The organism is Megasphaera massiliensis, assembly GCF_036305205.1.
Taxonomy (GTDB): Bacteria; Bacillota; Negativicutes; order Veillonellales; family Megasphaeraceae; genus Megasphaera; species Megasphaera massiliensis.
In genome coordinates this window covers 1-12,238 of sequence record NZ_JAXIXE010000003.1, presented here as the reverse complement: position 1 = coordinate 12,238, position 12,238 = coordinate 1, and the positions used below count along the sequence as shown (strand labels likewise).

The 12,238-nt window shown below is 51.2% G+C and carries 11 protein-coding genes; 10 read left to right on the top strand and 1 reads right to left on the bottom strand.

The window, feature by feature from the left end:
* Nucleotides 1–321: 321 nt before the first annotated feature.
* Nucleotides 322–681 carry a nitroreductase family protein gene (locus UCI88_RS00515; RefSeq protein ID WP_330023867.1) on the bottom strand — a complete coding sequence of 120 codons (360 nt, stop codon included), beginning with the start codon at nt 679–681 and terminating at the stop codon, nt 322–324.
* 255 nt (nt 682–936) lie between these two features.
* Between UCI88_RS00515 and UCI88_RS00510 the strand changes: the two genes are divergently transcribed.
* The 10 genes from UCI88_RS00510 (at nt 937) to dnaB (ending at nt 12,091) form a co-directional block, all read left to right on the top strand.
* Nucleotides 937–1,239: an ArsR/SmtB family transcription factor gene (locus UCI88_RS00510; protein ID WP_044502872.1), complete on the top strand. Its 303-nt coding sequence runs from the start codon at nt 937–939 to the stop codon at nt 1,237–1,239.
* Nucleotides 1,240–1,248: 9 nt separating this feature from the next.
* Nucleotides 1,249–1,746: a SixA phosphatase family protein gene (locus UCI88_RS00505; RefSeq protein WP_256180399.1), complete on the top strand. Its 498-nt coding sequence runs from the start codon at nt 1,249–1,251 to the stop codon at nt 1,744–1,746.
* A 21-nt stretch (nt 1,747–1,767) separates the two neighbouring features.
* Nucleotides 1,768–2,571, top strand: coding sequence for a bifunctional hydroxymethylpyrimidine kinase/phosphomethylpyrimidine kinase (gene thiD / locus UCI88_RS00500; protein WP_081651666.1), 804 nt, complete (start codon nt 1,768–1,770; stop codon nt 2,569–2,571).
* Between the two features lies 1 nt (nt 2,572).
* The gene (locus UCI88_RS00495) at nt 2,573–3,433 is read left to right on the top strand and encodes a hypothetical protein (RefSeq protein ID WP_256180400.1); all 861 of its coding nucleotides are present in this window, start codon (nt 2,573–2,575) and stop codon (nt 3,431–3,433) included.
* Nucleotides 3,434–3,638: 205 nt separating this feature from the next.
* Entirely contained in the window at nt 3,639–5,300 is a 1,662-nt protein-coding gene (locus UCI88_RS00490) for a ribonuclease J (RefSeq protein ID WP_330023866.1), read from the top strand.
* A gap of 84 nt (nt 5,301–5,384) precedes the next feature.
* Entirely contained in the window at nt 5,385–6,341 is a 957-nt protein-coding gene (locus UCI88_RS00485; RefSeq protein ID WP_044502868.1) for a YybS family protein, read from the top strand.
* An 18-nt stretch (nt 6,342–6,359) separates the two neighbouring features.
* Nucleotides 6,360–8,375, top strand: coding sequence for a DHH family phosphoesterase (locus UCI88_RS00480; RefSeq protein ID WP_044502867.1), 2,016 nt, complete (start codon nt 6,360–6,362; stop codon nt 8,373–8,375).
* Nucleotides 8,372–8,818 (top strand): 50S ribosomal protein L9, encoded by a 447-nt coding sequence (rplI, locus tag UCI88_RS00475; protein WP_044502866.1) that lies wholly within the window; start codon nt 8,372–8,374, stop codon nt 8,816–8,818. The genes UCI88_RS00480 and rplI overlap by 4 nt, the downstream gene beginning before the upstream one ends.
* Before the next feature lie 23 nt (nt 8,819–8,841).
* Nucleotides 8,842–10,749, top strand: coding sequence for a Lon family ATP-dependent protease (gene lonC / locus UCI88_RS00470; RefSeq protein ID WP_044502865.1), 1,908 nt, complete (start codon nt 8,842–8,844; stop codon nt 10,747–10,749).
* 13 nt (nt 10,750–10,762) lie between these two features.
* A complete protein-coding gene (gene dnaB, locus UCI88_RS00465) occupies nt 10,763–12,091 on the top strand; it encodes a replicative DNA helicase (RefSeq protein WP_044502864.1) in 1,329 nt (442 codons plus the stop codon).
* Nucleotides 12,092–12,238 lie beyond the last annotated feature (147 nt).

Below are 12,238 nucleotides of genomic sequence, written 5' to 3'. Positions count from 1 at the left end.
GAGAAATCTGGGAGTAGTAACGCCAATGGAAAAACATGCCAGCTATTGGCTGGCAGCATAAAAAACTGCCACCGGAAACCGGTGGCAGAAACAAAATCTATTTATGTTTTTTCGAGTGTCTACTTGACGGGTAGCAGTTCACGAACGGTAGGAGCTTTTTCGCTGTATCAGCGGATAAACTTGATGAAATTGTCTTTTCTCGGAGACGCAGCCGGCTCCGGCCCGTCGCCGTATCCGACGATACAGTGGCCGACGCCGACTAAGTGTTCCGGAAGGCCCCATTCTCGAAGTAAAGACTTTCCTTCGGGGAGTTCAAATTCTTCACGGGCTCTGTTTATCCAACATGAACCGAGGTGCAGGGCTGCGGCGGCATTCATAAGAAAGACAGCCGTCAGACCAGGCGTTGGGGGACTTTTCCATGTCGGCCAGAACGACCAGGGCCGTCGGGGCACCGTACAGAGGATCCGTGTCGGTTCCTTTGATTTTGGCATTCATGGCCGTCAAGCGGCCTAAGGTGTCCGGATTTTGAACGACGACGATGGTACAGGGCTGGATTCCCTTGGCACTGGCGGCATTCATTCCGGCTTGGAGGATGAGGTGGAGATCTTCGTCGCAGATTTGGGCTTTTTTGTATTTTCGGACACTCCTCCTGTTCGTAAGGGTGCGGATGGTTTCGTTCATAAAAATCACTCCTTGAAAAGTTGCGGCAATTCGATTCGAGAGCTCGCCGCTATGATTGTTTGTCAGTCCTATTATAGGTCGTCGACGTTGGCAGGAAAAGGGGAGGGATGAGACAAAAAAGGATTCTTTTTTCCTGTCAGGCAGTCTCCGGAGACGGGGCCTTAATCTATTGCTTGATACTGGCGATTTGATGGAAAAATATGCTATAATAAAACGATTAGATAGTGATGAAGATAGTATCTAGGAGCGATTGCATTGAAAACACAAGCACCGAAGCTTTCACAGGAGTATATTCAACCGCTGGCCGATGTCTTCAAGGTTTTGGGAGATCCGACACGGCTTCGCATTTTACGCCTTCTCATGGATGGAGAAGTTTGCGTTCGTTGTATTTCTGAAGAACTTGGCATGGGTCAATCGGCTGTATCTCATCAACTGCGTATTTTGCGGGATGCCCGCTTGGTTCAGTTCCGGCGGGAAGGTAAGAACGTGCAGTATTCCTTGGCCGATGCCCACGTATTTACGCTGCTCAACGTCGGGTTGGAGCACGTCGCCGAATAAGGGGGGCCTATGTATCTTTGTTTAATGCGCCACGGAAAGGCACAGCCTTTTTCTTTAAAAAAGCCGGATAAACAGCGGGAATTGACGGAAAAAGGCTGCTGTCAGGCCGCTTCTATGTCCTCTTGGGCCGCATCGTGGTGGCCGGAGGGAAAAACGGCACTTTGGGTCAGTCCCTATGTACGGACTTGCCAGACGGCATCTTATTTGGAACAAGAGCTGCCAATCGGGCAGTTCCATACCCATGAAGCCCTGGCTTCGGGAGAACTCGTTGCCGTATATGATCAAATTTTGAGTCAGGAAAAATCGGACGTCGTCTGCATCGTCGGCCATTCCCCCTTCCTCGACCGCTGGGTTCAGGCCTGGACGGGGACAGCCGTCGACTTCAAGACCGGCAGCATGGCCCTTTTGGACTTTGACGTCCATGGCGGGCGAATCGGCTCGGCCTCTTTGCTTTTCTACGTTCATCCGAAAGCCTTGAAATTTTTGGAGGCGTCTCGTAAAAAATAACGATGGTTGGAGGTTTTATCTATGATGAAACATGTATTGTCCATTGCCGGTACCGATCCGTCCGGCGGAGCCGGGGCGGCAGCCGACTGCAAGACCTTTTGTGCTCACGGCTGCTTTGCCTTGAATGTCATTACGGCTGTTGTTTCACAGAATACACAGGGCGTTCGCGGATATATGGACGTCACACCGGAACTGATCGCATCTCAAATTGATGCCGTATTTGAAGATATCGACGTCGATGCCGTTAAAATCGGCATGGTCAGCGTGCCCGAAACGATTCGGGTCATTGCTGAAAAATTGAAGCAGTACCGTCCGGCCTTCGTCGTCATCGACCCGGTCATGGTTGCTACCAGCGGCCATCGTCTGCTGGCTCCGGAAGCCGAACAGACCTTGAAGGACGTATTGCTGCCCTTAGCCGATGTGTTGACGCCGAACCTTCCGGAAGCGGAAGTATTGACCGGTAAAAAGATTGAAAGTTTTGAAGATATGGAAGGGGCGGCGAAAGCCATTGCCGCCATGGGAGCTAAGGCCGTGTTGGTAAAAGGAGGTCACCGCATTGCCGATGCGACGGATGTCCTGTTCGACGGCGAAACATTCCATTACTATAAGGGAAAACGCATTGAAAGCACGAGCACTCATGGAACGGGATGTTCTCTGTCGAGTGCCATTGCTTCTAATCTAGCCAACGGCATGAGTCTGTCCGATGCCGTTCAGGCTGCTAAAACGTATGTCTTTGAAGGAATCGCCCATGCCGAACCGATTGGCAAAGGCCATGGCCCGATCCATCATTTCTATGAATTATATAAGAAAGCAGGTGTCAATTGATATGAACATTACATACTCTTTGAAAAAGGCCTGCTGCCTGGTCATGACGGCAGCTTCTATTGGCGGCGTCGCTTTGGCAGCAACGCCTCAGGATACGTATGAAGAAGCGGCCCGCAATATGGCGGCTCATCCCCAGGGGGCTTATACCTTGACCTTAGGTATCAAGATGCCCTTCGTCGGTGACGGCGCCGTCGTCAATCAGATCAATATCCAGGAACAGCCTTTCGTCGTCGAATCGCAAGTAAAGACCGAAGGCTTCGCTTCCCAGGCGATGGATAAAATTCACCAGAACAAGGCTTATGGCGTCCAGAACGGGAAAAAACTCGACGTCTACTATATGGACCAGGAAAAAGACGGCCAATGGATGAAGAAAAGTTATGACTTAAGGGATTCTAAACCCATTGCCAGCTATTTGACGAACGATCACAACGTCCTTTCTGGCGTAAAATCGGTTACCCGTGCCGGCGGAAACGACTATCATGTCGTCTTTGATGCATCCCGTCTCTATACGGCCTCGGATGAAGCCAACTGGAAGAAGGAAGGCATGACCGATGAACAGGTCCGCGTGTTGGCCAAGGTCCTTCAGGGACTGCAGAAAGTCGGCGACGTACAGACTGTCGTTACCATCGATCCTTCGACGAAGCGCATTTCCCGCATCAGCCTGCCCTTGACGGACCAGCTCCGAAGCTTGGCCTTGACCTTGGTTGACGAATTTGGCCGCAATGATGCTGAAAAAGCCGTATCCCAGTCTTTCATCAAAATGAGCGAAGTCAATTTGACCATTGATTATACGGCCTTGCCCCAGGGAACCCGGCTGACTGTCCCGGAAAATATCATCAAGACAGCTAAAACCGGAAAGTAATTGTAAAATTTTTGTGTAAGAATGAAGGATTATTCAAAAAAAATAAGCTAGATTGTTGACAGCGTCCCGGAAATAACGGAAAATATGATAGAAGGAATTATTTCCACTACTGTTCGTTTTATCTTCATATAGGATAGACCTGCAGCTCCGATAGGGGGCTCCGGTTGGAACGGATACAACTATATTTATTTTTAGGAGGTATATTTTGGCTAAAAAAGAAAAACTCATGGTAATTCCCTTAGGTGGCTTAGGTGAAATCGGCAAGAATATGACGGTTATCCAGTACGGAAACGATATTATCGTCATCGATGCCGGTCTGGCCTTCCCTGATGACGATATGTTCGGCATCGACCTCGTCATCCCGGACATGAGTTACTTGATTGAAAACCGGGACAAAGTACGGGCTGTCGTCATTACTCATGGTCACGAAGACCATATCGGCGGCTTGTCCTACTTACTCAATGAAGTAAACGTGCCCGTGTACGCAACGAAACTGGTATGCGGCCTCATTGAAGGGAAACTCAAAGAAAACCACATTACGAATTACACCTTGAACGAAGTTCATCACGGTGACGAAGTACAGATAGGCTGTATGAAAGTCGGCTTTATCCACACCAATCACTCTATTCCCGATGCCAGTGCCCTCTATTTCCGCACTCCTGTCGGAACGATCGTCCATACAGGGGACTTTAAAGTCGATATGACACCGGTCGACGGGAAACAGATGGACATGCACAAATTTGCAGAATTAGGCCGCCGCGGCGTACTGCTCCTGATGTCGGACAGTACCAATGCCGAACGGCCGGGGTACACTGAATCGGAAACGACGGTCGGCCATGCTTTCCGCAAGGCCTTCCGTGCAGCTAAGGGCCGTATTATCTTGGCGACATTCGCCTCGAATATTTCCCGTATCCAACAGGCTATCAATACGGCCATCCAATTCAAACGTAAGGTAACCGTTCTCGGCCGCAGCATGGTCAACAACGTTCAGGTTGCCATTGAACTGGGCTACCTCGATGTGCCCGAAGGCGTCCTCATCGAACCGGATGAGCTCAACCGTTATCCGGCTGACCAGGTCCTCATCCTGACGACGGGCAGCCAAGGCGAACCGATGGCCGGGTTGTCCCGTATGGCATCTAATAACCACCGCAGCGTCAGCATCATGCCCGGCGATACGGTCATCATTTCGGCAACGCCGATTCCCGGCAATGAAACCGGTGTCGGCCGTACCATCGACAACCTCATGCGCCTCGGTGCCAATGTCATCGCCGGTCGGGATAAGAAAATTCATGTATCCGGCCATGCCAGCCAGGAAGAACTGAAGCTCATGCTGGGGCTCATTAAGCCGAACTACTTCGTTCCGATTCACGGTGAATACCGCATGCTTCGGACCCATGGCGACTTAGCTGTCATGATGGGCGTCGACAAAGATCACGTCCTCATTGGCGACAATGGACAGATTTTTGAATTTTCCAATCGCTCCGGTCATAAGACGGGCCATGTCAATGCCGGCCGCGTCTTCGTCGACGGCTTCGGTGTCGGCGACGTCGGCAACATCGTCATCCGCGACCGCCAGCAGCTGGCTATGGAAGGCGTCGTCATTGTCGTCATGACCTTGGCAAAGGGCACGAGCCATCCCTTGGCCGGTCCCGATATCGTATCCCGCGGCTTCGTCTATGTCCGCGATTCCGAAGAACTGATCCGCGAAGCCCACGACCGGGTTGCCGCTGTTCTCGAACGCTGTGAAGCCGGAAATATTCGCGAATGGGCTGTCATCAAGTCTCAAGTACGCGATACCCTCAGTCGGTATCTCTATGAAAAGACGCGGCGCCGCCCGATGATTTTACCGATTATTATGGAAGTATAAAACGTGACATATCGTTGTACTGTGACAGCGGGGGCATCTCTTGTCTCCGCTGTTTCGCAGTTTTTATTGGAAGGGGGAAATCCTATGGAGCAGAAGCGTGTTACGCCGCTGACGACGGCCGGTTGCTTTGCCGCCATAATGCTGCTTTTTGCGCTTCTAAGTACATTTGTACCTGTCTTTTCTTTCTTTGGCTACTTTATCATGCCCGTGCCGATGACGATTATCTTTATGAAGTACGGCCTGCGTTATGCCGTACTGCTCGGCGTCACAGTCGGCGTCCTTATGGGCATCTTCATCGATCCGATTACGGCACTCTATCAGTTCATTATCTTCGGCTCTGTCGGCCTTGCCTTGGGAGCCGGATTTCGGAATCAATGGCCGGCTGCACGTCTTTTGGGAACGGTGGCGGCTGTCTTGGCCGGTGCCTTTGCCCTGACCTGCCTCTTGGCGTATGTCGCCTTGGATATCAATATCTTTACTCAGTTCAATGACTTCTTTACCCAGCTCATGGATACACTGGAAGCCCAGTACAAGTCACAGGGCATGTCCGATGTCCAATTGACGGAAAATATGGCCCAGCTGGCACAGATCCGGGAATTGCTGCCGTCTCTTTTGCCCATGTTCTTTGCCTTGGGCATGATGATCATGGCCTATATCCATATCGCCTTTTCTCAAGTTATCCTGCGGCGCCTGGGCTTTTCGGTCGAGTCCTTTTTGCCGATTCGTTATTGGGAAATGCCTCGTTGTATGATATACTTATATATATTGGCCTTGGTCATGAAGTATTGGGGCGTTACCCGGGAGATTGACTGGCTCAATATCATCGGCATGAATCTCTCTCAGCTTGCTTACTTTTTTCTTTGTGTTCAGGGGATTGCCCTTATTTTGTACCTCATCAACCGCCGTTTCCAACTGAGAAATGGCTTGCAGGCCCTGATCCTCATCCTGTTTTTTGTCATGCCTGTTTTTTCGTATGCTGCCTTTGTGGCCGGCATCTTCGACATGCTTGCGAACTATAGAAAAAAAGATTACACGCGTTAGTGTGCAGGGGGCGGAACCATGTTTAAAAATTTGCTGTCAAGACGGTCGGACGGACCTTTTTTCCTGATTACTGTCTTGCTGATTCTTGTCATTGCCGTCTATAATTGGATCATTGCCTTGTTGGCCGTTATCCTGACCGGCGGTGCCTATGTCCTGACCCGCAAGAATCACAATGAACGCAGCCGAGAAATAAGTCAGTTTTTCGATGCCATTTCACGCAGTGTCGATCAGGCATCGACTTATGCTGTACAGAACCTGCCTATCGGCATTGCCATCATCGATATGCAGTCGAATCTGTGCTGGGCTAACAGTGTTTTTCGTGATTGGGTAGGCGATATCGACAATGATCAGAAGCTGGATCATATCATGCCCAATTTGAAAGTTGATAAATTTTGGGGAAAATCGGGCTATTTTTTTGAACACATCAGCGAACGATATTACCGCGTCGTCTATAAGTACTTGCAGACCGAAGCGGCAGAAGATGACAACTACCTCATCCTTTACTTTGAAGACATTACCGATACGGAACGGCAGAAGATAAATTCTTTGGCAGCTGTCCCCGTTTTTTGTGATATCGAAATCGACAATATGGAAGAAGTCGCCAAGGGGATGACGGCCGTCCAGCGGGCGACGTTGGTGACCAATGTCAACAACGCTCTCATTGGCGAACTGTCCGGGCACAACTGCTTCATTCGCGGCTACGGCAATGAAAAGTACATCGCCTGTATGAGTCGGGAAACACTCGAATTTTATAAAGAGAACAACTTTGCTTTCTTAGAAAAAATTCGTGCCATCCATACGGTAAACCAGATTCCCGTTACCCTCAGTATGGGCGTGGCTCTCTTTCCGAGCGACGTCATCGCTGCCGGTAAGGCCGACTTCAATGAATTAGCCGATAAAGCCCGGGCAGGCCTCGATTTGGCTTTAGGGCGCGGCGGTGACCAGGTCGTCGTCTATGAAGACGATGGGTCACCTCATTTTTATGGCGGTAAAACGCGGAGCGTCGAAAAGAATACTCGCGTACGGGCCCGCGTCGTATCCCAAGCCATTCATGAACTCATTGACAATAGTGAAATGGTCCTGGTTATGGGGCACGAACGGGAAGATTATGACAGCCTCGGTGCTGCCGTCGGCGTTGCGCACATGGCCCGTCTGGCTGAAAAGCCGGTCCATGTCGTCCTCAGCGATCAGGCCGATGCCGTTCAGCGCCTGACGTCGGAACTGATGGATGATCCTGACTTCAAAGACTTGATCATTTCCCCGGAAACGGCAGAAAAAATTTGCAATAACCAGACCTTGCTGTTCATCACCGATACGCATCGGCCGGATATGACGGCGGCGCCGGCACTTTTGACCAAGACCGATCACCGCGTCGTCATCGACCACCACCGCCGTAGTTCGGATTTTATCCAAAAACCGCTGCTTACGTATACCGAAACGTCGAGTTCGTCGACGAGTGAACTCGTAACGGAACTCTTACAGTATTTCCAGGAAGATGTAGATCTGGCTAAAATCGAAGCGACGGCCCTCTATGCGGGTATCGTCGTCGATACCAAGAACTTCGCCGTCCAGACCGGCGTCCGTACCTTTGATGCGGCTTCTTATCTTCGTCGCTGCGGAGCCGATCCCGACATCGTCCGCGATCTGTTCAGCTGTGATTTTGACACCGTAAAGGACCGGGCTGCCATCCTGTCGGGAGCCCGCATTAAAGACGGCATTGCTGTCGCAAGTTGTCCTAAGGGACAGGCTAATGCCATGATCATTGCCGCACAGGCTGCCGATGCCTTGGTTAATATCGACAAGGTCGAAGCCAGCTTTACTTTTTACTACCTCGACGACGGCTATATTGGCGTCAGTGCCCGATCGCGAGGCGATATCAATGTACAACTCGTCATGGAAGCCATTGGCGGCGGCGGTCATCGCACCGTAGCCGGTGCCCAGGTCAAAGGGCGCACGATGGAAGAAGCACAAGACGTCGTCATGGCGGCTCTCCGTGAAACGTTAGATAAAAATAAGGAGATTGATGAAAAATGAAGGTAATTTTATTAGAAGATGTAAAGAAACTCGGAAAAAAGGGGGACATCGTCGAAGTCTCCGAAGGCTATGGCCGTAACTTCCTCCTGCCCCGTAAGTTAGCAGCGCCGGGCACGTCGGAAAATATCAACGATGCCAAGCAGAAGAAAGCCGCAGCTCAGCATAAGGCCCAGGTAGCATCAGACGAAGCCGTCATCTTGGCCAGTCAGCTCAAGAAAGTAGAGCTCACGATTCCCGTTAAAGTCGGTGAAGGCGGCAAAGTATTCGGAGCCATTACCGGAAAGAACATCAGTGACGCTGCGAAGGAACAGTATGACATCGACCTTGACAAGAAGAAAGTTGAAATCAAGGATCCGATTAAATCCGTCGGCGACTACGATGTCACCATCCGTGTTCATCCGACCATTACCAGTGTCATTAAAATACACGTTGTAGAAGGCTGATTCACTAGCCGCAAGAGGTTACAATGAAAGAATTATTGGATAAACTGTTACAGCGCCATAAGTACTTAGAACCTACGGCGGAGGAAGAACTCCGCCGCCAGGTTAATGTGCTTTATGGCGCTTTTACTGGCCTTATAGGGTCTGAAAAAATGGTCCTCCGTGCCAGCAAATACTCAGCCTTGTCGTACATTCATTCTGAAGACCCCCGCCAGCGTCTGGTCGGACTACAGCGTCTCATTTACGAAGACGTATCGTACGATAAGGTGCCCGGTGACGACGAAGTCATCAATGTTCTCAATGAGCTTGAAATGGTCCTTGCCGAAATGCTGGCCCGTCAGGCCGTTGAGGAACGACTGGAAAAGAAAATTACTCAGCGCATGGACGAAAAACAGCAGGAATACGTGCGGGAAATCAAGATGGAACTCATCAAAGAAGAACTGCACGATGTAGAAACGCAGCAGACCAAGCGCAAGCTCAAAGAATTGGATGACCTCGAAAAGGTCGAACTTACGGAATCGGTCATGGAACGGGTACGGCCGAAACGGCTCAGTGCCATCGTCGGTCAAGAACGGGCCGTCGAAGCCATGCAGAGTAAGCTGGCTTCCGTCTATCCCCAGCATCTGCTCCTCTACGGACCGCCCGGCGTCGGCAAGACGACGGCTGCCCGCATCGTCCTCGATGAAGCAAAGAAACTGGCCTTTACGCCCTTTGGTCCTAAGGCTCCCTTTGTAGAAACGGACGGGACGACCCTTCGTTGGGATTCGCGGGATATGACCAACCCCCTCATCGGCTCGGTTCACGATCCGATTTATCAGGGGGCTCGCCGCGATTTGGCCGATACGGGCATTCCGGAACCGAAACCGGGGCTGGTCACCGAAGCTCATGGCGGCATCTTATTCATCGATGAAATCGGTGAAATGGATCCGATGCTGCTCAATAAATTGTTGAAAGTCATGGAAGATAAACGGGTTCGCTTCGAATCGGCTTATTACGATGAAGACGATCCCAACGTCCCCCAATATATCCGCAGACTCTTTGCCGAAGGGGCACCGGCGGATTTCATTCTCATCGGAGCCACGACGAGAGACCCGTCGGAAATCAATCCGGCCATTCGCTCGCGCTGTGCAGAAATCTTTTTTGAACCCCTCATTCCGACGGACATCGAAAAAATCGTTTCTCATGCAGCGGAACAACTGGGGGCGTCCCTTGAAGACGGCGTCGCTAAATCTATTGCCGAATTTACCATTGAAGGGCGAAAAGCCGTCAACATTCTGGCCGATACCTACGGATTGGCCGTATTCCAGTCGGGAAATAAAGATCAGGTACGCATTACCAAGGACCATGTCCGCCGCGTCGCCCAGATCAGCCGCCTCGTTCCCTATGTGACGGAAAAGGCCAGCAATACGCCGGTCGTCGGCAAGGTGTTCGGCCTTGGCGTTGCCGGGTACCTGGGATCTGCCATTGAAATTGAAGCCGTTGCCTTTCCGGCGCGAGAACCGGGAAAAGGATACTACCGATTCAATGATACGGCAGGCTCCATGGCCAAGGATTCGATGTTCAATGCGGCAGCTGTTATGCGCCGCGTGACGGGGAAAGAACTTTCCGATTACGACGTCAACATCAATTTTGTTGGCGGCGGCAATATCGACGGCCCGTCGGCAGGATGTGCCATTACGACGGCCCTTATTTCAGCCGTATCCGGCGTGCCCGTCCGTCAGGACATGGCCCTCACCGGGGAAATCTCTATCCAAGGTCAGGTCAAACCCGTCGGCGGCGTCTTTGAAAAAGCCTACGGGGCCTGCCAAGCCGGCATGAAGGGCATCATCATCCCTAAGGAAAATTCTCATGACATTCCGGAACGCCATCTGGGACTCGATATCCATTATGCCGCTGATATTGACGACGTACTGAAATTGATGTTGGTCAAATAGGGGGAATCATAGTATGGAACAGCGGGTGCCACCGCAGAATGTCGAAGCCGAACAAGCTGTCCTCGGAGCTATGCTCCTAAGCCACGATGCGGTCATCTTGGCGATGGAACGACTGCAGTCGCACGACTTTTACCGGGATGTCCACCGCGTCATCTTTGAAGGCATGGAACATCTGCACCGGGAAAATAAAGAAATCGACGTCATTACCTTAACCGAAGAGCTGCGGCGCATGAAGCGCCTGGATGATGTCGGCGGCGTCGAATACGTCCTGCAGCTGCCCAATATGGTCGCGACGGCAGCCAACATCGAATACCACGCCAACATCGTTTCTGAAAAAGCCTTGGCGCGGAACCTTATTTCGACGTGTACCGAATTGACGACTGAAGCCTACGATGGAGAAAAGGAACCGGAGGACCTCCTCGACGATGCCGAACGAAAGATTCTGCAGCTGTCGGATACGAAAAACCGCGGCGACTTTGCCTCTGTCGGCGCCGTCGTCGAAACGACCCTCGATAAAATTACCAAACTTTATGAAAATAAGGCCGGTCTTACGGGTCTTCCTACGGGATTTCGCGATCTCGACCGCATGACATCGGGCCTTCAACCGTCTGATCTCATCCTCGTCGCCGCCCGGCCCAGTATGGGTAAGACGGCCTTTACCCTGAACATTGCTCAGAATGTCGGCGTCCGTCAGCGAAAGACGGTGGCCTTCTTTTCCCTGGAAATGTCTCAGGAACAGCTCGTACAGCGTCTGCTCTGCCAGATCGCTCATATCGATTCACAAAAGCTGCGTACGGGTCAGCTCAACAGTGATGACGAATGGACGCGCCTTACCGATGCCTGCGACAAGCTCTATGAATCGCCGGTCTACATCGACGATACGCCGGGGATTTCCGTTGCCGAAATGCGTTCTAAGGCGCGGCGGCTAAAGTCAGAGCATGGCCTGGATCTCATTATCGTCGACTACCTGCAGCTCATGCAGGGGCGTAACTCGGAAAGCCGCCAGCAGGAAATCTCTGAAATTTCCCGATCCCTGAAGGCCTTAGCCCGGGAACTCAAAGTGCCTTTGATCGCCTTGTCTCAGCTCAGCCGAAGCGTAGAAAGCCGTCAGGATAAGCGGCCAATGCTCAGTGACCTCCGTGAATCGGGGGCTCTTGAACAGGATGCCGACATCGTTTCCTTCTTATATCGAGAAGACTATTACGATAAGGAAACGGAAAATCAGCACATTACGGAGGTCATCCTGGCGAAGCATCGTAACGGGCCGGTGGGCTCGGTCAAACTTTACTTTAAAAATGAATTTACTTTGTTCCTCAACTTGGATACGCAGCACGAAGGATAACGTGCTGCGTTCTTTTTGAAGAGGGAAAGAAAAAGAGGTTAATTGCAATACCAATTAGGACACTCGAGACAATTCGGCCTGAAATTTAGATTCAGCATCTTCGTAAGCAAAGATTTTTCGAGGCAGTTCATTGATCCAGCGTTCAAT

Coding starts and splice junctions, on each gene's coding strand:
- UCI88_RS00515 (WP_330023867.1), bottom strand. CDS start 681: ATGAACGAAACCATCCGCACCCTTACGAACAGGAGGAGTGTCCGAAAA.
- UCI88_RS00505 (WP_256180399.1), top strand. CDS start 1,249: ATGTATCTTTGTTTAATGCGCCACGGAAAGGCACAGCCTTTTTCTTTA.
- thiD (WP_081651666.1), top strand. CDS start 1,768: ATGATGAAACATGTATTGTCCATTGCCGGTACCGATCCGTCCGGCGGA.
- UCI88_RS00495 (WP_256180400.1), top strand. CDS start 2,573: ATGAACATTACATACTCTTTGAAAAAGGCCTGCTGCCTGGTCATGACG.
- UCI88_RS00485 (WP_044502868.1), top strand. CDS start 5,385: ATGGAGCAGAAGCGTGTTACGCCGCTGACGACGGCCGGTTGCTTTGCC.
- UCI88_RS00480 (WP_044502867.1), top strand. CDS start 6,360: ATGTTTAAAAATTTGCTGTCAAGACGGTCGGACGGACCTTTTTTCCTG.
- rplI (WP_044502866.1), top strand. CDS start 8,372: ATGAAGGTAATTTTATTAGAAGATGTAAAGAAACTCGGAAAAAAGGGG.
- lonC (WP_044502865.1), top strand. CDS start 8,842: ATGAAAGAATTATTGGATAAACTGTTACAGCGCCATAAGTACTTAGAA.
- dnaB (WP_044502864.1), top strand. CDS start 10,763: ATGGAACAGCGGGTGCCACCGCAGAATGTCGAAGCCGAACAAGCTGTC.